Annotated in this window: 15 protein-coding genes and 1 pseudogene; 8 read left to right on the forward strand and 8 right to left on the reverse strand. The window is 63.5% G+C overall.

What is annotated here, in order from left to right:
* Positions 1 to 156: 156 nt before the first annotated feature.
* From H5V44_RS09695 to H5V44_RS09705, 3 genes are all read right to left on the reverse strand, one after another.
* The gene (locus tag H5V44_RS09695; RefSeq protein WP_185192922.1) at positions 157 to 1,767 is read right to left on the reverse strand and encodes a hypothetical protein; all 1,611 of its coding nucleotides are present in this window, start codon (positions 1,765 to 1,767) and stop codon (positions 157 to 159) included.
* Positions 1,764 to 2,540, reverse strand: a complete 777-nt coding sequence (locus tag H5V44_RS09700; RefSeq protein ID WP_185192923.1) for an ABC transporter ATP-binding protein — start codon at positions 2,538 to 2,540, stop codon at positions 1,764 to 1,766. The genes H5V44_RS09695 and H5V44_RS09700 overlap by 4 nt, the downstream gene beginning before the upstream one ends.
* 545 nt (positions 2,541 to 3,085) lie before the next feature.
* Complete coding sequence (locus H5V44_RS09705; protein WP_185192924.1) at positions 3,086 to 3,769, reverse strand: hypothetical protein; 684 nt, start codon at positions 3,767 to 3,769, stop codon at positions 3,086 to 3,088.
* 229 nt (positions 3,770 to 3,998) lie between these two features.
* Here H5V44_RS09705 and H5V44_RS09710 point away from each other — a divergent pair, with 229 nt between their 5' ends.
* Both H5V44_RS09710 and H5V44_RS09715 read left to right on the forward strand, forming a co-directional pair.
* Positions 3,999 to 6,116, forward strand: a complete 2,118-nt coding sequence (locus H5V44_RS09710; protein ID WP_185192925.1) for a hypothetical protein — start codon at positions 3,999 to 4,001, stop codon at positions 6,114 to 6,116.
* Between the two features lie 901 nt (positions 6,117 to 7,017).
* Positions 7,018 to 8,346 (forward strand): hypothetical protein, encoded by a 1,329-nt coding sequence (locus tag H5V44_RS09715; RefSeq protein WP_185192926.1) that lies wholly within the window; start codon positions 7,018 to 7,020, stop codon positions 8,344 to 8,346.
* Positions 8,347 to 8,571: 225 nt separating this feature from the next.
* Here the strand turns inward: H5V44_RS09715 and H5V44_RS09720 are convergent, their stop codons facing one another.
* A complete protein-coding gene (locus tag H5V44_RS09720) occupies positions 8,572 to 10,329 on the reverse strand; it encodes a Rieske (2Fe-2S) protein (RefSeq protein WP_185192927.1) in 1,758 nt (585 codons plus the stop codon).
* A 221-nt stretch (positions 10,330 to 10,550) separates the two neighbouring features.
* The gene (locus tag H5V44_RS09725) at positions 10,551 to 11,363 is read right to left on the reverse strand and encodes a CBS domain-containing protein (RefSeq protein WP_185192928.1); all 813 of its coding nucleotides are present in this window, start codon (positions 11,361 to 11,363) and stop codon (positions 10,551 to 10,553) included.
* A gap of 730 nt (positions 11,364 to 12,093) precedes the next feature.
* On the opposite strand from H5V44_RS09725, the gene H5V44_RS09730 reads away from it, so the two are divergent.
* On the forward strand, positions 12,094 to 12,438 hold the full coding sequence (locus tag H5V44_RS09730; protein WP_185192929.1) for a hypothetical protein: 345 nt from the start codon (positions 12,094 to 12,096) through the stop codon (positions 12,436 to 12,438).
* 147 nt (positions 12,439 to 12,585) lie between these two features.
* Here H5V44_RS09730 and H5V44_RS17550 read toward each other — a convergent pair.
* Positions 12,586 to 12,807, reverse strand: a pseudogene (locus H5V44_RS17550) (RNA-guided endonuclease TnpB family protein); the annotation flags it as partial.
* Between the two features lie 257 nt (positions 12,808 to 13,064).
* Between H5V44_RS17550 and H5V44_RS17555 the strand changes: the two are divergent.
* The 4 genes from H5V44_RS17555 (at position 13,065) to H5V44_RS09755 (ending at position 17,250) form a co-directional block, all read left to right on the forward strand.
* Entirely contained in the window at positions 13,065 to 14,303 is a 1,239-nt protein-coding gene (locus H5V44_RS17555; RefSeq protein ID WP_185192930.1) for a hypothetical protein, read from the forward strand.
* Positions 14,304 to 14,851: 548 nt separating this feature from the next.
* The gene (locus tag H5V44_RS09745; RefSeq protein WP_185192931.1) at positions 14,852 to 15,529 is read left to right on the forward strand and encodes a helix-turn-helix domain-containing protein; all 678 of its coding nucleotides are present in this window, start codon (positions 14,852 to 14,854) and stop codon (positions 15,527 to 15,529) included.
* Between the two features lie 213 nt (positions 15,530 to 15,742).
* Positions 15,743 to 16,885 (forward strand): aromatic ring-hydroxylating oxygenase subunit alpha, encoded by a 1,143-nt coding sequence (locus H5V44_RS09750; protein ID WP_185192932.1) that lies wholly within the window; start codon positions 15,743 to 15,745, stop codon positions 16,883 to 16,885.
* Between the two features lie 11 nt (positions 16,886 to 16,896).
* Positions 16,897 to 17,250 carry a hypothetical protein gene (locus H5V44_RS09755; RefSeq protein ID WP_185192933.1) on the forward strand — a complete coding sequence of 118 codons (354 nt, stop codon included), beginning with the start codon at positions 16,897 to 16,899 and terminating at the stop codon, positions 17,248 to 17,250.
* Here H5V44_RS09755 and H5V44_RS09760 read toward each other — a convergent pair.
* The gene (locus H5V44_RS09760; protein WP_185192934.1) at positions 17,245 to 17,910 is read right to left on the reverse strand and encodes a helix-turn-helix domain-containing protein; all 666 of its coding nucleotides are present in this window, start codon (positions 17,908 to 17,910) and stop codon (positions 17,245 to 17,247) included. The two genes, H5V44_RS09755 and H5V44_RS09760, sit on opposite strands and share 6 nt — an antisense overlap.
* Before the next feature lie 579 nt (positions 17,911 to 18,489).
* Here H5V44_RS09760 and H5V44_RS09765 point away from each other — a divergent pair.
* Entirely contained in the window at positions 18,490 to 19,275 is a 786-nt protein-coding gene (locus H5V44_RS09765; RefSeq protein WP_185192935.1) for an SDR family NAD(P)-dependent oxidoreductase, read from the forward strand.
* Between the two features lie 46 nt (positions 19,276 to 19,321).
* On the opposite strand, the gene H5V44_RS09770 is transcribed toward H5V44_RS09765, so the two are convergent.
* Positions 19,322 to 20,305 (reverse strand): C-terminal binding protein, encoded by a 984-nt coding sequence (locus H5V44_RS09770; RefSeq protein WP_185192936.1) that lies wholly within the window; start codon positions 20,303 to 20,305, stop codon positions 19,322 to 19,324.
* Positions 20,306 to 20,390: the final 85 nt, after the last annotated feature.

A 20,390-nucleotide genomic window follows, 5' to 3' on the forward strand; every position in this document is an offset into this window, starting at 1 on the left:
CACGCAGATCACCACCGCGCACCGTCTACTGTGCTCCCTCATCGTCCTGAGTTGGTCCTTCGCTTCGTGGCTCCCACCGAGGGTGTTCCACGTGAGCCAGTGTAGCGTACACATACCGGACCGTCACACGGACGACCGCCGTCGTCAGCACGTGGATCAGTCGAACGCGTAGCGTCGGTACCGTCGGATCGCGTAGCGGTACGCCCCGTATGATACGCCTACGATCAGTGTCACGTACGCTCCGAAGCCGACGAGAAAGACGAGAGTGAGTACGAGGTTTCCGGCGACGGCGAACCACGTCACCACGAGCCCGAGCCCCGTTCCGCCACCGACGACGAACAGATACCCGATCATCACGAGCGTCGACGGCACGACCGTTTCGGTCCCCCAGAACTCGCGCTCCTCGTATATCGGGTACGCCGCGCCGATGCCGGGCGCGAACGTCGCCGCGGCAACGCAGGTCCCGACTCCGACACCTGCGAAGGCCAGGGCTCGCGGCACTGCCGTTCCGAGGCCGACCGACGCGAGCGGAGCGAGAACGGCGATCGGGAGACCGACGGCAGCACCGGCCACCACCCGCCCGCGGACGAGGGCCCGTGGTTCGGTCGTGGTGAGCAGCAGTAACGGGAGCTGCGGGCGGTCGTCCCCGAGCGGGTTCAATCCGAACGCCGCTCCCGCGAGAACCGTCCCGAGGCCGACCCCCGTGGCCGCGACGAGAACCCCGATCGCGTCACCGGACGATTGCACGATGGTCGTTCCGACCGGGCCGATAAAGAAGACGATCACCAGCAGGTGGCTCAGTTCCCGTGGGCGCCGACGAGCGCGGACGAGGACGCCCCACGCGATCCGCCCCGCCTCGGTCCACGCGAACGGCCGCGGTGCGGTGAACCCGCCGCTCGAGGTGCGCCCCCGTTTCGACGTGGGTCGAGTCGGGGCGTCGGTAAACCAGAGGGTAGAGGCCTGCTTTGTGGCGACCGCGAGTCCGATCGGTGTCAGCGCGAGCGCGACACCGAGCACGGCGACCGATCCGACCGACACCGGCCGTACGAGGGGTGTTCCGGCGAAGGCGAGCGAAACGTACGCTACAAGCGGGTCGAACGTCGCCGCCGAGAGCAGCCACCGCATCCAGCGATCCGGCTCAACGATGTACGTCCCGACGAACTGCGAGGCCGCCGCGACGCCGACCATCGCGAGAACACCCACCAGCTTCAGGACCCGACGGACGGCGGGGAGACATCGGAGGAATCGCAGGGTACCGAGTCCGGCGGCGTACCCCCAGACGGCTGCACAACAGACGAGCGGTAGTGCGACGAGGCCGCCCGTCAGGACGAGTGACGGTGCTCCGGCCCCCAGTGCGAACGCGACGGCGAGCGCACCGATCGGCACGCCGAACCACAGGGACAGCCGCCCGATCTCCGCAGCCATAAGGCCGAGAACCACCGCACGCGGGTGGACTGTCGTCAGGACGAGATCCTCGGCTTCGACGCTCCCGATCCGTTCCAGTGTCCTCAGCATCGCCACTAACCCGAGCACGAGTGGGAACGCGCTTGCACCGGCCTCGAAGAACGGAATCGCGGTCACGGAGCGCGTAGTCCGACCGAGCAGGTACGCAGTCGGGAGCGACAGCAGCAAACTCCCGCCGAAGAACAACAACACAACCCCCAGTCCGATGAGCCGGCGCGTGGTTCCGAGATACCCCCGGAGGCTCCGAACGAACTCCGCACGGCCGATTCGGAGGCCGTACCGAACGTCGCGTTGTAGACTCATTCTCCGGTGTGGGGTGCGTCGCTTCGGTGGTCGCTTGTGACTGCGAGGAACGCGTCCTCCAACGAGTCGCTCGCACCCGTCTCCGCCCGGTTCTGTACCTCTTCCGGGGTTCCCTCCGCGACGAGCCTCCCGTCGAACAACACGCCGACCGCATCGGCAATAGCTTCGACGACTGGCAGTATGTGAGTCGAGAGGAAGACTGTGGTCCCCCGATCGGCAAAGGCCGTGATGGATCTCCGAATGGCCCGGGCAGCGCGTGGGTCGAGTCCCGAGGTGGGCTCGTCGAGAAACAGGACGTCCGGATCGTGCAGGACGCTCTGGACGAACGCGGTTTTCTGCCGCATCCCCTTTGAGTACGCCTCGATCCGTTTGTCGGCGTCGCCACGCAGATCGAACCGATCGAGATACCCGTCGATTCGGTCGCGGGCGACGTCCTGCGGGACGTCACGGAGATCAGCCACGTACTCCAGTTGTTCCCGTGCGCTAAACTCCTCGTAGAGCGGTGGCGTTTCGGGAAGGTAGCCGATACGTGACGCGAGCGCACGTCGATCGGTCACGTCGACACCGCGAACGCGGACGGATCCGCTCGTGGGCCCTGTCAGACCCGTAAGGAGTCGCATCGTGGTCGTCTTGCCCGCGCCGTTCGGGCCGAGAAAGCCGTAGACGGTTCCCGTCGGGATCGCGAGCGAGAGTCGTTCGACGGCGACCTCTGAGTTGTAGGTCTTCCGCAGGTCGGTCGTCCGGATGGCGATGTCGTCGTCAGTGGAGGGCATACGTCACGCCGAGGGTTGTCACACTGCCCGCCTATGCGTTTCGGAACTATCGACTCAGTTGCTCGCTGCGACACCCCCGGCGTCCGCCTCGAATCCGCGATCCACGGCTACCCGTCTCCCGGGTGCAGACGCGCGTCCGGGAGGCGAGCCGGCGCGACGGACGCGGTCGTCCCTGCCCCCGGTTCGTACTCCGCACCCGTCGACCGCGTCTCGGAGCCCCGTTCGATGTCCGCCGGGTACAGTTCGGTTCCGGTGTACTCGGGTCCGACGTACCCGTATACGAACGCGACGTTCGGCTCGTACCCGGCGCCCGGGTTCGAGGACCTCCCGCCGTCCGCCTCGATGCTCAGTTCCGTGACTGTCGCCTCAACTCCGACTGACTCCCGAACGGCCTCGGTCTGGTGGATGCGATTGTAGCCCCCGCAACTGGCGATGAGGGTGTTATACGAAGGTTCCCACAGGTGATCAAGAATCGGTCGATACAGCGCTTGGGTATGGTAATCGGTTCCAGTCGGTTCACCCCGGGCAAGCGCGGTCGGCGACGTTCAACACCCGCCAGCGCCACCGGCGCCGCCAGCACCGGCCGCACCGCCGGCACAGGAGGCGGCCGCTCCAGCACTCGCGCCAGCACAAGCCGAAGCGACGGCGGCTCCGCCACCGCCGGCGTACGCGCCCGACGACGCCATCGACTCGGCGTCAAACTGCTGCCAGTAGACGGGTGGCACGCCGTCGTCACCGTCGTCGCCAGCCTTCACGTCGGCGCGCAGGTCCGACAGGGTGTATCCCGGGTCGGTGAGGTACCTCTCCACGAGTGTCGGCTGGACGGTGATACGCCGGTAGACGACGTCCTCTTCGTTGGCGTCGGCGTATGCGAACTGCACGTCGTAATGGCGGACGTGGAACCCTTTGAAGACCGAATGAATGGCTTCGAGGATGGTTCCGACCACGTCCCAGACGGTGTCCATAGCGGGTTCGCCCGCGTCCTCAAGAACCACCGGAACGACGGGAACCAGAATATCGTCGCCATCGCGGTGCGTGTTCACCTTGTTCACTTCGTGGACTTCGGGGACGTCCGCGAGAGCATCGGGAAGCGGGTCGAACGCGTCTGCCAGTCGGTCGTCACCGGCGTTGTTCTCCTCACGATAATCCTCGGTCAAGTCCTCGAGGCCGATACTATCCAGGAAGTCCGCGGCTCTCTCGGTGAAGCTGCGGTCGTCACTGGAGGGCATCAAGCGATTATTGTACGACAGCGGTCATAAATCTGGGTGGTATCGACGTGCCTATCGTAGCGTTTGCAACTGGTTGCACATCCGATCGCACGCCGTCGTGCGATCGAGTGAGCGAAGACTTGCAGATGCTACTGTAGTTCTGATGGAACTGTCCCAGTCAACTCGGGCGTTGTATGCAGCAGTTCCCACTTCATCGGATTTAATTGTTTTATAATACACAGCCCGACAAATGGCCGATAATGACGAGGGTGGATCACATGCCTCCGACCCGGCGGTACTAGACCCGCAAGAACGACCGGCGGAGGCTTGTGCGTACGGGCACGAGAGTATTGACTGGACCTGCCCCCGGGACCCCCGGGACGACGGGGACTACTGTATCTTCCACGCCCCGGTCTCGACGAAGCAACCTGAGGAGGTTCGCGACGCATTCGTGGCCGCGCTCAAGGAACCCGGAAAGCAGGCGAAGGCCTTCATCGGGGCGCGCCTGTCGTCGTTAGACCTCTCCTTCGAGACCATCCACCCGCCGGACAACTACCCCATCGACCTGCGGTACGCGTCCATCGAGGATAGGCTTGATTGTGCATACACCAAGTTCGACTCGATACTATGGTTGGCCAACACCGAGATCGGGACCTGTAATTTCGAAGGGGCGTCGTTCCGGGACGAGGTTAACCTCGAGGACGCCTCCGTCGGCGAGTTCCGAGCGAACAAAGGGGAGTTCGTCGACGGGATCACCGCCGAGGGCCTGTCTGTAGCCAACGATAGCCTGATACGCGGCGACCTGTCGTTTCAGCGTGCACGGTTCGGCGACCGTGTCGAGTTGACAGAACTCACCGTCGACGGTGAGCTGGACCTCACCGACGCCTCGGTACAGGGCCAGTTGGCCCTCGGTTCGGCAGACGTCGACGGCGATATCGAGGCGAGACGTCTCAACTGCGAGGGGAGAGTGTGGCTCAGGGAGGCGTCGGTAGGGGGGGATCTGGAATTGTCGAAGGCATCCGTAGCCGGCGATGTGAGCTTGGGAACCGCGACGATCGTGGAGGGAGTGGATATGACAGATGTCGAGATCGACGAAGGAGTGGAGATGACGCACTGCACTGTGGGTGGGTCTCTCGAGGTCTCGGACGCGGATTTCGAGGACTCGCTGTTACTCGCGTCCGCCGAGGTCGGCGCCATTGAGGGGCGCTCCGCCACGTTCCGGGACGACGTCCACGCTACCGGCATAACGGTCAGCACAGGGGTCTCACTGGATGATGTCGACGCTTGGAGCCTCAATTTTATGAATTCGACGCTGGGAGAGACCGTGGAACTGAACGGAACCGCAGAGCGTATATACTTCGACAACACGACGCTCACCGAGCCAGGGGTCTTCGATCTCTCCGGGGTGACAGCCGAGAGCGGTCGGATAACGTTGCCCGCCGATACCCCCGTCGTCTACGACTTCACGGACGCAACGCTCGGCGACATCAAGCTCGCGACGAACGACGACGACGCCCACCTGTTCGAGCGCTTCCGCTTCGAGAACACCACGTTTGACGGCTTTGACTTTGGCCCCTACAGTGACGACCTCGCCGCCGTCGACTGGCGTATCGATACCCTCACTGACGCCGTCGATATCGACGACGGGATTTCCGACGGAGAGATCGTTTCAGAGATGGAGGACGTCGCGGCTCTGATCGAGGAGGCAAACGAGCACGAAACGGAGAGCATATCCGAAATGTTCGCAGCCACTATAGATGCGTCGCCGGTCGAGTTTGACGTCGAACTCGAGGACATAGAGACGACAGATGACTTGCAGGAGACCCTCCACGAATTTGCCGAACGAGCCGAAGAGGAGCTAGAAGGCGAAAAGCCCGGAGGACCGACCGCCGGCGAACTGGAGAACACCTACCTCAAGGCCAAGAACGGTGCCGACCGGACCGGGGCAGACGAGATGGCAGCGCGATTCTTCATCCGAGAAATGAAGTTTCGCCGCCAACGCCACGCGAACGAGTTCCGGACGGGTGATTCCATCCACGGACGCCTCAAGAGCGGGTGGGATTGGGTGACCAACCTGACGCTGGACGTCGTCGCAGGATATGGTGAGCGGCCGCGGAACGTAGTCGGCGTCTCCATCGGTCTCGTCTTCGCATTCGGCGGTATCTACCAATTGATGAATGCGCTCCCGAGCGGCAGCGGAACGCGGGACTACGTCCTGTTCAGCCTGCAGAATTTCGTGGCCTTCCTCATCGGGAGCAACCCGCGAGGGACGCTCGCTGTCCGGTACGTGAGTGCTACAGAGGCGTTCCTCGGGGCCTTCCTCATTGCACTGTTCGTATTCACGCTGACTCGATCGTTGAATCGCTGATACTGTCGGCATCCCGGTGGCGTCGTCGGGTAGCAGTGTGACCTGGCGGCGACGGAAGTTGTTGATCGAGTCGATGGCGTCTACAACCGGAATCAGGACGGGGTTCGTGCTGTCCCAGTGCGAAAGTACGTCTGCTTTGACCTCCTCCCACCCCTGAAGGGGGTGGGATTCCTCGCGCGGTGGGCAACCCCGATGGGTCGCCGGGCACCCGGAGGCAAGATTCCCACTATGATAGTGGTACTCCGGTTTGTGGGTTCCGCTTCAGCCCCTGAACGGGGGTCGTGGTGTTGCTTTGCCCCCTTGCGGAGGTATCCGCTCACGACAACCCACTACCGTGTCGCCACGGTAGTGTGGTTCCGCCGTCGTGTTCTCTCGGGCGGCCAGCAGGCCGGGCCATCGGCCTCACCGCCGTTTCAGTCTCGTCGTAGCGGTGGCAAGTGCGGGCGGGCTCGCTTTTTGATTGTGGTGGAGACACCCATCCAACTCCAAGTTTCCCGACTTGCTTACCTCGATAATCTTTCTCCGACAAATAAAACATCGGGGTTGCAGCCGAGTTCAGGGTGGTGGTTTACCGTGCCGTGCTGTCGCTCACACCCACCCCTGAAGGGGTTGGCTTCCGCTCGCTACGTGTCATAGCAGGCAGCGTTTGGGTCCGGCATTGCACCGCCAGGGGCCGTTCAGTGATACTGTTGGCTACAACTACGTGGAGACCTTCGACACCCCGGAGTGTCGAAATCCGTCACGGGACGATAGCCGACAGTATCAGTACCCGTTCGTGTGCCGACGGCAGGAACCGTTCGCGCCCGCAGGGCAGTGGAATGAATCGGTGTCGACGGCGTCGGTGGCCGGTTGGCCCGACACACGTTTGATGCTCGCATCGCAAAGGAGGAGTGGAGGCGCAATGGACTGGGCGGATCCTGACGTTCTCGAAGCGCGGGTGCGTGGGTTCGGTAGCGAGAGCCTCGCGGCGTTCGTGGCTGACCTCTGGGCCGCTCGGGGATTCGAGACTGATCGTGACGGAGCGGTCGTTACCGCACGCCGTGACGAGCAGACTCGCGTGGTGTACGTCCTCACGGGGCGTGGTGGGACGCCGCCTGTCGAGACGGCGCGTCCCGTGGACGTGGTTGTTGCGTCGGGGCGTCCACGAGCGGGAGAGACGCTGGCTGCGGAGTTGAACGCACGGGTCGTCGACGCCGCTGGGCTGACCGGGATGCTTCGCTACGCTATCGAGCGTGACGTGGCTGCGGACCTGTGTGAGCGGCATTTCGGCGCGGCACCCGAAGCGGTGACGGCCCCGCCGCGGGACCGAGTCCGCCGAGCCGTAGAGAGGCTCGAAGCCGAGACCGTGGTGACGGTTCTGCTCGCGGCGTTCGTCGTGGCTGTCGGAGCGGGGGCAGTCTTCGGCCCGACGAACCCAGGTGTCGCCGGTGACGAAACACCGGATGAGGCAGCCGTCACGCCCGGGACAGTGACGAGCCCGGGGGGCGATGGACCGGGGACCGTGACGGTCGATGCCGGATCGAGTCCGACCGACACCGGCGTCAGCACCCCAGCAGTCGTACCCGGCGTGAGCGAGACAGGGATCAGCAACGCGAGCCGGCTGGCGGAGGCACACGCAGCGACTGTTGCGGGCACGTCGTCGTACACGATCTGGTTCGATTACTATGCCCCTGAAACCGGGTCTACTGGGCGGGTACAGTATGATGTGGATGTGCGTGTCGAGGGTGAACAGGCGGTCGTCGAGACGAGCCGTGAACCGGCCGGGGGAACCCGGTCGCTGCTCAGCGCGATGTATTTCGACGGGACAGACCAGTATAGCGTAACGAACAACGGTGGGGGGCTCTCCCGACTCGACAACCGGACGCCGACGGCGACGCCGCGTGCGGTCTCGTTTCTCCGTCCGGGGAGGATGGTTCGGGTGTATCTTGCGACCCCCGAGAGTACGGTTACTGCCACCGAGAGCGACGAGTTCGGTGAGCGCTACCGACTCGAAGGCACAGGCCGGCCAGGTGGGCTTCCCGATACAGTCACCGAGTATGAGATGACGGCTGTTGTCGACGAGCGCGGGTTCGTCCGGCTGTTCGAAGCCGAGTTCAGCATCTCCCGCGACGGCGATTCCGACGGCGTCACCGACCGCCAACGCGTTCGCCTGACGTGGACGTACGACCGCGTCAACAGTACCGAGATCCGAATCACCGGAGAGAGTACGAATCGGATGACGACCGGCTGAGGAGTGCGATTCTGTGGCCGGGGCGGGTCACCGCAGTCGGACGAAGGACGGCAGAAGCGACCGGGGTATCTACGGGCGTGTGACCGATGAGGCGTCCGTGGACGCCCTGAGAGTGGTGTGTCGATGTCACGTGTTCGCAGTGCGGGCGTGAGGGGGGACTCGAGTGCGTGCGTGAGGCACTGTCTGTCCGAGGACCCCCGACAGCGCCGCAGCCGATTGTGAGACTCACCCCTCGGTGTCTTCGTGGATGGCTTCGCCGTCGAAGAGTCGTTCCGCGATCGTGACTGTCTGCTCGCGCTCACGCCGGGTGGGGGAGTGCGCGGCCAGATACCGTGCCGGCGCGATCAGCGCGAGTCGCCGTTCCCGATCGGTATCGGCCACCTCGAACTGTCGGAAGCCAGCTTCGACGCTCTGCAGGGTGTGGAAGGTGGCGTCCTCGCGCAACAGTCCCTCGCCCAGCGTCCGTTTCAGCGCCGTCGGGTCGCCGCCGGCGTCGAAGTGCCCGGCGACGATCCGTGCCGCCTCGTCGACGCCGCCCTGCTCGTCGAGGACCGCCAGTAGGCGGTCACGGAGGTCGGCCGGATCACCGTCCGCGCCGGCCCCGGGATCGGGGATAGTCGCCGGCGGCTGGTTCAGGAACCGGTCGAGATACACCGACATCGCGCCTTGCCAGCAGGCCTCGTAGACGGCCGGCGCGTCGGTGCGGCGTGCGAGGTTGTCGACGGCGTTGGCGAACGAGAAGGTGTGGTGCACCGTGTTCCAGTCGCTGAACTCGTTCCCGGTGCCGAAGTGGGCGACCCGGCGGAGTGCGGCGACCGCGACCGCGTGGGCGAGTTGCTCGGAACTCGCGCCGGCGGCGACGGCGTCCCGGAGTCCCTCGTCGATCTCGTGTGGGTCGCTCGATAGCAGCGTCTCGACGAAGTCGTCGGGTCGGTCCCACTCGTTGTCGGCGCCGGCGGCAATCAGTTCGGGCAGGTCCGCGGCAGCGTCGAAACACAGTTCGGCCACGTCGACTGGCCGGGTCCACGCGCTGGTTTCTTCGCCGCGTGAGGCGTCGGCGATGGCGTCGACCACGGTGGCGAGGACGGGTTCCCGGCGGTCCCACCCGACGTGATCCAGGGTCTCGATGGCCTTGTTGAGGAAATCGATCGTGTGACTGTTGTTCATATAGATGTGATCGGTGGCGGCGGCAACGAGGAGTTCGACGAGGTCCTCGCGGTCAAGCACGTTCGCCGCGGTGCGGAGACAGCGCTCGGCGCCCGTGGCGTCGCGGACGTCGCAGGTGTCGCGGAACCAGGATTTCAGCCGGGACTTGGAGAGCGTCTCGTTGTCGAGCGCGTACTGCTCGAACCGCGGCGGTTCGCCGTCGCAGTTGTCTGCGACCTCGGTGACGCCGACGATCATCGCCCGGAGTTTCTCGTCGTGCGCGAGGTCATCGTGGAGATTCGCCATCGCGCCGAGCGTCGTCAGCCCTCGGCCCCACCCGTCTGCGCGGTACTGCGTTCCGAACTCGACCGCGGTCTCCAACGGCGTGGTGAACCCCTCGCCGTAGTGATCAAGGTGGATGACGGCCTTTGCGGTGACCAAAGAGAGGTTCTCCGCCAGACCGTCGGCCAGTCTGTTTCGCCAGTGGGTTTCCGGGGGCACGTCGGGGTCGGGATCGGGGTCGACGTAGACGGACCCGTCTCGGACCTGCGTCGGAAAGGTCTGGACGTCGTCGGCCCAGATGTCCAGCGTGTCTCCCCGTGCGAGTTCGAACCGTGCGTGGTGCCAGTCACACGTCAGTAAGCCGTCCTCGACGCTGCCTTTCGAGAGCGGGAATCCCATATGCGGACAGCGGTTATCGACGGCGTACACCTCCCCCTCGTGGTAAAACAGCGCGATCGGGCGGCCGGCGGCCATCGTGACCGTCCGCCCAGCATCGCGGAGCCCGTCGACGTCGGCGACCTCGGTCATGTCCTGATCCGTGGTATCCGATGACATACCTGGTGATCCGGGAGCGAGACGGATATGTGTTCGGCGGCGACCGGATGCCGGCAGGCCGTCGGCCTCGGATGACTGTATGGACTCGTAGAAACTGTGGAGGTGGTTTCGACTCAGTCGGGTTATGTGAGCGTCTCGTCGGCGGATTGGAACTGGGCCGGACGAACCCGTATCGACGACTCTGGCGTCTTCGTGTGATCCTGAGGGTCCGCCTAATGGTGTTACGTACTGTGCTGTGAGGGGTCCGGCTGTGATGCTGTGTCGGGTGTGAATGAGGTGAAGTAGCCGTGGGCGAAGTCGATGATGTCCTGATCGAGCTCGCTCCGGTCGTCGACGCGGAAGTGGAAGAGACGGTTCCGGTTTTCGTTGAGACGGCCGATCAGTTCGCGGATGAAGTCCGGTTTTTCCGAGAAGTAAGTGTCGAAGCCGTCGTCCCAGCGAACGGAGATGAGGCGGCGGTAGTGGGCGAAACTACAGTCTTCGAGCTTCGTGACGGGGCGAAGCGTATCGGAATCCTCACTGACGGCTTCGAGAGCGTCCGCAACCTCACTGCCCATCACGGCGTGGATGATACTACGGATCCTGAGTTCGGTTTCCTCGATCAGCAGAAAGGGTTCGGTGGCCTCGCGCCAGTACTCACGGATGTCGTAGTCAGTGATGATGCGATAGGGGACTGTTCCATCGTCCCGTGCGACGACGCTGTCATCGTGAACGAGGACGTACGACCGGTCGCCGAGCAGATCGAATAGATCTTCCATATCGTTGTCCTTCCGGACCGTTTTCGGGTTTTCAACGGCGAATTCGGCAACACGAGCGCTCGCACCTCCGGGATCGCTCAGCACGGTATCGGTCACGAGCAGCGCACGGGCGATGGACTGGAAGGACACGACACCGACGAACTCGCCATCACGCGTCAACCCCATCTGTGAGAACTTCCGCGAGAGCATCGACTCGATCACGCGACCGATCCGCGCATCGACCGGGACGGTTTCGAGAGGCGGGGCCTCGATTTCACCGACATCCGCGATCGCCATAGCTACTGTCCAGTCGGAGCACTGGTAAAAACGTACCCATCGTGCAGTACGTCCCTAAAAACATCTGCAGGTGAACTTATTACCCAATGAAATCACGCTGGACGCCGTGATGTCCCGGACGGAGACGGAGTCGGAACTCACAGCGTCGAGGTGTGCGTACACGGTTCACGACAGTGTCGCGATCCGGATCCGGGATCGCGACGCCGTAACTGATGTCGCGGGTGCTGATACTGTCGGCTATAGTCGCGTGACGGATTTCGGCACCCCGGGGTGTCGAAAATCTTCACGTAGTTATAGCCAACAGTATGAAGCCGCGGCCGCCCACTACCGGCACTCGGGGACGCCTGACGAGGAGACCGTCGCTGCATATCCTCACGTTTGCGACAGCCGTTCACCTCCGCTCGATGACGATGACGACAGTATCGCTCGACACAGTCACTCACACCGTCGGCTGTAGTCGTGTGACGGATTTCCACACCTTGGGGTGTGAGAAATCTTCACGTACTTATGATCGACAGTATCAAGCCGCACTCACAGCAGCCGCTGACGAAGCCGACGTGGAGTCGTACTCGCCGTTAGTGTTCGGAGAGCCCTCACGGGCGCCGAATCACTCGACCCGAGAGTGCTGCCGGGGAACCCGACGAGCGATCCGGCCGGTTACAGCGACGACAGGGTGGTGGGCGGCCGTGGCAATGACAGCGCAGAAGTGGCCAGGGTGGTATCAGGACGTATGACCGATGACTCGTCTGCAGACCCGTCGGAGAGCGGCGTGCCGACTGTCGCGTGCACGCAGTGTGGCCGTGCGTGGGACCTCGACTACGAACTTGAGGAACTGTACGCTGGGAACCGGGCTGTCGAACAGTTCGCGCTCGATCACGAACGGCATACGGGTCACTTTCCCGATGACGTGACGCCGTGGATCGTCGAGTGCCGGCAGTGCCCGGACGGCGAGCAGTATCTCGAGGAACGCTCTGCTCGCCGGTGGGCGGAGACCCACGCCCGACATACGAATCATACTGTGGAACTACAGCCGCCGGCGGACGGGACCCCGGTTGAACGGATCAACGCGGAGTGAGCTGCATCTCCCACTGATACTGTCGGCTATAGTCACGTGACGGATTTCGACACCCCAGGGTGTCGAAAATCTTCACGTACTTATAGCCAACAGTATCAATGAGCGAAGCTCATTGGCATCACGAGACGGCGAAGCCGTCTCGAACGAACTCGACCGAGAATGCAGGTCACTACAGCGTTCGTGGCCTTTCAACTCCGATCTGAGTTCGGCTTCGTCGGGTATCTCACCGTCGTCATCCCACCGCTGTCGGATGTAGTAGCGTCCGACGCTGCACAGTTTTGATGCGGAGAACCCGCACTGGTCGGGATCGTCACGAACCTGCTGGTGGTTCGTGATACGTCCGACGTAGGTGCGGGTCGTCTCCAGCAGTTCACTGAAATGATAACCGATCATGAGTGATTATTAAAATCAACGACCGGGTGTTGAATATCCGGTTGGAGTGGCGTCGGTGGGGTAGCGACCGGAGTGTCGGGTTTATGCCGCGTCTGAAAGCACAGGTACTCTCCGTGTCTCTTATCACACGGATGATCGAATTTACTGGTCAAAACGGGGCGGGCGCTGATCTACTACGGCCCACCTCCCACCGGGACGATACCGTTTTTATCGCCCGGAAGCTACCGCCGCCGATGTCGTCGCTCCGGTCACTGCTGGCGCCCCACTGGGCCGACGCGCTCGCTGCGTGGGCCATCACCGTCGGGTTGGTCGCCGCAGTCGGACAGTTCCGGGTGACCGGAGAACCGGACTGGGCGCTGTTCACGACCCTGCTCGTTGCCGTCGTCGTCGTCGTCCCGCTCGCAACGCGGGACCCGGCGGTGACGGTGCCGGCCGAACTACTGGCGGTCGCCGCCCTTCCGGTCGCAGTCCGGGCGGCCGGCGCGTTCCCACAGGCGACCCCGTTCGTGGCCGCGGCCGCGCTCGCGATGCTGGTCGCCGTCGTGCTGGACGCCTTCACGTCGCTGTCTATGACGCCCCGGTTCGCGGCCGTCTTCGTCGTCATCACCACGATGGCCGCGGCCGGCACGTGGGCCGCCGGCACGTTTGCCGCCGACACGGTTGCTGGGACGGCCTTCGTCACCGACAAAACCGAGCTGATGTGGGACCTGGTCGTTGCCACTGCGGCGGGGATCGGTGCGGGCGTCCTTCTCGACGTGTACTTCCGGTTCTCCGACCGGATCGACCGGCTCCGGGCGGCCGGTGACGGGGGGACCACGGCCACTACCGATGCCGGGGTCGACCTCCCCGGCGACGCCCACCAACACACACGCCTCGTCCGAACGTTGCAGCTGCTGTTGCTCGGGATTGCCGGCGTCGCGCTCGTTCGGGGCAACGCGACGCTTGCGGTCAACAGCCTCGGCCCGCTGGCGATCACGTTGCTCCCGGCACTGTTCCGCCGGGAGTACGACTACGCGATGGACACCGGCCTCGTACTGTGGATCACGCTCGCGGCGACGCTGCACGCGGTCGGCGCGCTCGGCCTCTACGAGTCGCTGGGATGGTACGACAGCCTGACGCATACGTTCTCGGCGAGCATCGTTGCCGGCGTCGGCTACGCGCTGGCCCGGAGCGTCGAGCGTCACACCACCGCGGTCACGTTTACCCGGGGGTTTCGCGCCACTTTCGTCGTCCTGTTCGTGCTCGCAGTCGGCGTCGCCTGGGAGATTCTGGAGTTCGCGAGCGGCGGGCTGGCGACGTTGATCGGCGGCGAGGCGGTCCTGGCCCAGTACGGGACGACAGATATCGTCAACGACCTCGTGTTCAACACCGTCGGCGCAGTGCTGGTGGCTGGCTTCGCCAGTGCCCACTTCGAGAGTCTGGCGGTCCGGCTCGCGGGCAGCGTCGGCGTGTTAGTCCGTGGCGGTGAGTGAGTGACGGGCCGCGACGGCGTGCGTCGTTCGATCGTCGACGGGCTGGTACCGATGGCTTCGGCTTTTGCCATTCGTGAATAGTATTCCGTTCGTACTTTTCGAGAATCGAGAGGAAGTATTAACCAACAAGACGGTTCTCTCAACCGAATGAGGAGTACGTGAGGGGGGTGCTGATGCCTCACGAGCCACCGACTCCGGCGGGAGACGTCCGATGAGAGTCAGCGACATACGCCCGTCAGAGCCTTTGAAATCAAACATCCGGGTTTTCCAGCCCGCTGACGTCCGTCCCCGGATACGCCTCCGCCGGGTCTTCGATCACGTGTACTTTGCCTTCTCCGTGCTACGCGATCGAGCGGTTTTAACCAACACACGCCGCGAAGCAGTCTCCTGGAGGATGATCGGCACCGCCGAGATGGTCGGGGTGCGTGTCCCTTTCATCCGGTCCCGAAAGGACGGAGATTGCTACCACCCCGATCGATCGAACGATTGATTGCAGGTCGGTAACGACACTACTTCGGGAGAAAAACGAGCGATCCGCATAGATAGCAATGAGCGATATCACAGTGACCATCCGGCTCGAATCACCGGACCTCGCGCTGACGCGGACCGTCGCGGGTGCTGATGCCGCGACGGTGCAACCGGTGGCCGGCGCCGGAACCGTGCCGAACCTCGGGGCGTACCTGTTCACGGTGCAGACGGACGACTTCGATCGCTTCGAGGCCGCGTTGACCGAAGACCCGACGATCGATTCCTTCGAGCGTATCGTCGATCGGGGAACGGAGGCGCTGTATCGGTTCGAGTACGCGTCGGACGCGACCGTCTTCTCGGCTGCGATCTCCGACGCCGACGGGATCTCCCTCGACTGGACGAACGACGGGGCGGCGTGGATCGTTCGCGTCTGGCTTCCGAATCGGGAGGCGCTGGCGTCCCTCCGCGAGTTCGCATCGGATCGGGCGATCGAGTTCTCGCTCGAGCGTGTCGGCGATTACACCAGTCTCGCCGGCGACGAGCCGGACCTGACGCAGAAACAGCGGGAGGCCCTGCTCGTGGCGCTGGAGATGGGCTACTTCGAGGAGCCACGAACCGCGCCACTGGACGACGTCGCCGCCGAGCTCGGGATCTCACAGCCGGCCGCCGGCGGTCTCCTCCGGCGTGGCATCGAGCGGTTGGTCGTGTCCACAGTTGCGGAGGATGGCGACGGTACAGGCCGAACGGGTGAGGGCTGAGAGGGGGTATCCGGCTCGATCGGATGGGCGGTATCGAAGTGGGCCTCATACTCCCTCGGAGTCGGGCAGTGCGATGCTCGTTCCGACGGTTCCAGCCGTCAGCCGGGGTGCAGCCAGGCTCCGTACCACCCACCACCGGCTCACGCTCCGAGTATTTAAACGGGTTATGCTCATAGACCGAATCTACATAGTTCTACACGGTCAATCTATGGTATGGCACGGTGGAACAATGGTAGTGACGAGGTCGCTGCCGTCAGCGCAGACATAACCGACGAGACGAACGCGCTCCCGGCCCGGTACTTCACCGATCCGGACGTCTTCGAGATGGAAAAGCAGAAAGTGTTCGGACGATACTGGGTCTACGCGGGCCACGGGACCGCGATCGAGGAGCCCGGGGCGTACTTCACGCGTCGCATCGGTGACAAACAGATCATCGTCACGCGCGATCACGACGGCGACGTTCGAGCGTTCTACAACGTCTGTGCCCACCGCGGCTCGAAGATGCTCGAGGACACGCCGATGACCGATCCCGGAAGCCTGAGCCGGATCACCTGCCCGTACCATCTGTGGGCGTACGAACTGAACGGTGACCTCGCCAGCACGCCCAGAAGCTTCGAGGAGGCGACGCTGAATCCGGAGATCGACGACGACACGATCCCGGAGCTGGACGCGGAGGAAAACAGCCTGATGGAGGTCACCGTCGACTCGATCGGCCCACTCGTCTTCGTCAACTTCGCCGAGGAACCGCCCCTCACGCTCGCCGAGCAGGCCGGCTCGATGAAAACGGAACTCGAAGCACTCCCCATCGGCGACTACCAGCTCGCACGCCGGTACGTCTCCGAAGTGGAGTGCAACTGGAAGACGTTCGGCAGTAACTACTCCGAGTGTGACCACTGCGCGGCCAACCACCAGGATTGGATCAGCGGGGTGGAAATCGGTGATTCCGAACTCGAAGTCAACGACTACCACTGGATCCTGCACTACAAATACGAGGATGAACTGGACGACGAGGTGCGCATCCACGAGGAGGAGGAAGGACGGTTCTACTACTTCTGGCCGAACTTCACGTTCAATCTATACGGAACCGCCGACGGCTACGGGACGTACTACGTCGATCCGATCGACGAGGGCCGGATCCAGCTCGTCGCCGACTACTACTTCCCGGACGACGACCTCAGCGAGGATCAGGAGGAGCTCATCCGGACGAGCCGGCAGCTCCAGGAGGAGGACTTCGAGATCGTCGAGCGCCAACACGAGGGGCTCAAAACCGGGGCGCTGGGACAGGGTCACCTCGGACCGAACGAACACAGCGTCCACAGGCTCCACCAGTTGGCGGAGCGAGCCTACGACGCCTGACCGGACGCAGTATGTCCACAGCCGAACCACGGGCGGGCATCGTGACCTGTCCGGCGTGTGACCTCCACGTCCCGGTCACCGAGCCGAACGAGGCGGTCGAGGTGTATCGACGCCACGAACGGGTAACGGGACACGGGATCGAGTGGGAACGGGTCGCGCTCGACGTCACGGCCTCGTCGCCGAACGTCGAGTCGATGCTCGAAACGTTAGACGGGGAGTACGACGATGGGGTCCCGGTCGGCGTGCTTACGGCGGCGGCAGCGACCCGGGAGGTGCCGATCAGTGCCGTGTTGGACGAACTCCACGCACTCCGAATGGAAGGGAAGATCCACGAACCCATCGACGATCATTTCAGCCCCCTATAGACGCTGCTGTCCGTCCGCCTCCGGAATCGTCGATTCCACCATCTTTTCGATCCCGCGTCTGATCCGACCGCTGACAGCAGTCGTCGAAATACCCAGATCGTCCGCGATCTCCTCGAGCGTGATCTCGCTGGGGTCCCCGAAGTAGCCGTTGTTGTAGGCGTACGCGATCGTCTCCCGCTGTTTGTCCGTCATCCCGAACATATTCGAACCGCTACTGTCAGGGATTTGGTTTATCTTGATGATGTCGAACTGGAACGACCGGTCGAGTGCGTACTGCCAGACTGACTGAAACGACTCCCGATCCGGTAGTTGCCAGCGTTCCACCCACCCGCCATCGTGTTGCTGTGCGTCGAGCGCAAACCCGCCGTGTTCGGTCACGGCCGAGCCCAGAAGCATCGCCTCGGAACTGAACTCGACGCTGTAGACCGGCCAGTCCTGGTATCGCGAGACGCGTTCGGCACGCTCGACGGTGTGATCCGCTTCGAGCGCTCGTTCCAGTGCGTCGGTCCGATCGGTCTCGATGATGAAAAACGACGTGTTGCTGACCGGATCCGTGCTGACCTCCTGGAGTACCCGGATCGCGACATCGGGGAACGACTCGATGACGGTCGCGAGTGCCATATTCGGGTGCGAAAAGTGGACCTTCGCGATGATCGACATCGTGTGATACCCTCGAATGTCGCTCGCTTGCGCGTATAATACTTTGCGTTGCCCGTCACTGGAGGACGGCGTAGAAAACAGCGTGTCGGATTGAGCCACGCCGCCCACGAGGGGGCACCGGTCGATGGGTCGGACGGGACACCGTCGTGTCCGACCGCACAGGTGTGGCAGCGAAGCCGAAAATGTAAGAAACATAAATATGTACACCATCAAATATTTCGCGCGGAGAACCGCACGGACGGGGAGTGAATAGAACCCCGGTACCGTCGCACGGGTGAGACGATTCCCGCTTCACGCGGAAGGCGACCTGCCGACTGCAAACATGTCACGGCGCTGCTAGTCGCTCGGTGGTCGGGAGCTACCGTGTGTCGAAGATCCAGCAACCGGCCACTGATACTGTCGGCTATCGTCCCGTGACGGATTTCGATACCCCGGGGTGTCGAAAATCTTCACGTAGTTATAGCCAACAGTATAAACAATCAAACAGGGCTGCCGAGCTCCCCGCCGGGAGCCTCTCCGGACCGTTCGATCGGATTGCTACCCTGTCAATTAAGTCATACTGGGCGGAATCCGGTGAGTATGGCACACGCCACGTACGACTTCTCCGAGGAGACTGTCGTCGTGACCGGCGGGTCCTCCGGGATCGGCCGCCGGATGGCACTCCAGTTCGGGGCGGCCGGCGCGACGGTTCTGATCGCGGACGTCGACGAGACGCCGCGGGACGAGGATGCGGCCCCGACACACGAGACCATCGTCGACCGCGGCGGGACCGCGTCGTTCATCCGCACGGACGTCTCCGATTCCACGCAGGTCGGGTCGGTCGTCGAAGCCGCCCGCGACTACGGTGGTGTCGACGTGATGGTCAACAACGCCGGCATCGTCGAGCGGGGGCCGCTGTTCGACGTCACCGAGAAGTCGATCGATCGCGTGCACGCCGTGAACGTCCGCGGGGTGTTGCTCGGGTGCAAACACGCCGCGGCGGACATGCGCGAGCGTGACGCGTCCGGCGTGATCCTCAATACGGCGTCGATCAACTCCACGATGGCGGACTACGATCTGCCCGAGTACAACGCCTCGAAGGGCGCCGTCCTGATGATAACCCGTACAGCCGCGCTGGAACTCGCCGAGGCGGACATCCGCGTCAACGCGATTGCCCCGGGATTCGTTCCGACCCAACTGTCCGAGGGCGGCCCCGACGCTGCGGCCCAAGCGATCCAGGCGGGCGAGACGATCAAACCGATACCGATGGGCCGCGGTGGGGATCCCGCTGAGGTCGCAGCAAGCGCGCTGTATCTGTGTACCGATGCCGCATCGTACGTGACGGGCGAGGTGATCCACGTCGACGGCGGCTACCACACGATCTGACCGGCCATCGCTACCGGGTCGTCCGTTCGCTCCGGTCCCCCGTCGCTTACTGCCCGGTCCGGGGCTGTTCGAGCACGGACTCGTTGACGACGTAGTCGGGGCGCTCGCCGCGGATGAACGCAGCCACGTTCTCGCCAGCCTGGCGCTGGAGCTCCGCCAGTGCATCCTCCGAATACCACGCCGCGTGCGGCGTGACCACGACGTTATCGAAGTTCAAAAGACGGTCGTCTTCGGGCGGTTCCTCCTGTAGAACGTCCAACCCCGCATACGCGACGGTCCCACGCTCGACTGCCTCGGAGAGTGCGTCCTGATCGACGATTTCGCCCCGAGCGGCGTTCACCAGAGTAACCCCCTCCCCCATCGACTCGAAGGCCGCGGCATCGATCAGCTGTCTCGTCGATTCGGTCAGTGGGGTGTGGACCGTGATGATGTCCGAGTTCTCACAGAGGGTCTCGAAGTCCGCCTTCCGGATCCCGTGGTGGCTCAGTTCCGCCTCGGAGACGTACGGATCGTAGCCGAGGATGTCGACGTCGAAGCCGGTGAGTCGTTTCACGACCTCCAGGCCGATGTCGCCACACCCGACCACGCCGACGGTCTTGGAACTCAACCGGCGGATCGGTCCCTCGGATTCGTAGTCCCACCCGCCGGCTTTGACGTCGCTGTTGAACTGACACACCCGGCGCTGGCAGGCCAGGATCAGGCTCAACGTGTGTGTCGCGACCTCCTCGAGACAGTAGTGTGGGGTGTTGAACACCGGAATCCCGCGTTCCGTCGCGGCGTCCAGATCGACCATATCGACGCCGATCCCGTGGACGGAGATGAACTCCAGATTTGGGAACGCGTCCATAACCGATTCGTCGATGTCGGTCTCGATCGTCATTATGCCCACCGGGTCCGTCGCTGCGTCGATCAACTCCGCTGTGGAGGACACGTCGATCGTGGTAAGACTCCCGCCAGCGTCCTCGACGATCTCCTTTTCCACCGCAGAATTCGGGAGAACAGTCCCTGTCAGTAGTACGTTCTCTGTCATCAGTACTGGGATTTCCGTTCCGGATATTTATAAGTTGGTCACGGAAACGCCGGCTCGGGGTCACCGCCGCGTGAGTTGCAGCCCG

The organism is Halobellus ruber, from assembly GCF_014212355.1.
In the GTDB taxonomy this organism is placed as follows: domain Archaea; phylum Halobacteriota; class Halobacteria; order Halobacteriales; family Haloferacaceae; genus Haloquadratum; species Haloquadratum rubrum.

What these genes read in the sequence shown, in the direction of transcription:
- H5V44_RS09695 (WP_185192922.1), bottom strand. Translation starts at nt 1,767, where the DNA reads ATGAGTCTACAACGCGACGTTCGGTACGGCCTCCGAATCGGCCGTGCG.
- H5V44_RS09700 (WP_185192923.1), bottom strand. Translation starts at nt 2,540, where the DNA reads ATGCCCTCCACTGACGACGACATCGCCATCCGGACGACCGACCTGCGG.
- H5V44_RS09705 (WP_185192924.1), bottom strand. Translation starts at nt 3,769, where the DNA reads ATGCCCTCCAGTGACGACCGCAGCTTCACCGAGAGAGCCGCGGACTTC.
- H5V44_RS09710 (WP_185192925.1), top strand. Translation starts at nt 3,999, where the DNA reads ATGGCCGATAATGACGAGGGTGGATCACATGCCTCCGACCCGGCGGTA.
- H5V44_RS09715 (WP_185192926.1), top strand. Translation starts at nt 7,018, where the DNA reads ATGGACTGGGCGGATCCTGACGTTCTCGAAGCGCGGGTGCGTGGGTTC.
- H5V44_RS09720 (WP_185192927.1), bottom strand. Translation starts at nt 10,329, where the DNA reads ATGTCATCGGATACCACGGATCAGGACATGACCGAGGTCGCCGACGTC.
- H5V44_RS09725 (WP_185192928.1), bottom strand. Translation starts at nt 11,363, where the DNA reads ATGGCGATCGCGGATGTCGGTGAAATCGAGGCCCCGCCTCTCGAAACC.
- H5V44_RS09730 (WP_185192929.1), top strand. Translation starts at nt 12,094, where the DNA reads ATGACCGATGACTCGTCTGCAGACCCGTCGGAGAGCGGCGTGCCGACT.
- H5V44_RS17555 (WP_185192930.1), top strand. Translation starts at nt 13,065, where the DNA reads ATGTCGTCGCTCCGGTCACTGCTGGCGCCCCACTGGGCCGACGCGCTC.
- H5V44_RS09745 (WP_185192931.1), top strand. Translation starts at nt 14,852, where the DNA reads ATGAGCGATATCACAGTGACCATCCGGCTCGAATCACCGGACCTCGCG.
- H5V44_RS09750 (WP_185192932.1), top strand. Translation starts at nt 15,743, where the DNA reads ATGGCACGGTGGAACAATGGTAGTGACGAGGTCGCTGCCGTCAGCGCA.
- H5V44_RS09755 (WP_185192933.1), top strand. Translation starts at nt 16,897, where the DNA reads ATGTCCACAGCCGAACCACGGGCGGGCATCGTGACCTGTCCGGCGTGT.
- H5V44_RS09760 (WP_185192934.1), bottom strand. Translation starts at nt 17,910, where the DNA reads ATGTCGATCATCGCGAAGGTCCACTTTTCGCACCCGAATATGGCACTC.
- H5V44_RS09765 (WP_185192935.1), top strand. Translation starts at nt 18,490, where the DNA reads ATGGCACACGCCACGTACGACTTCTCCGAGGAGACTGTCGTCGTGACC.
- H5V44_RS09770 (WP_185192936.1), bottom strand. Translation starts at nt 20,305, where the DNA reads ATGACAGAGAACGTACTACTGACAGGGACTGTTCTCCCGAATTCTGCG.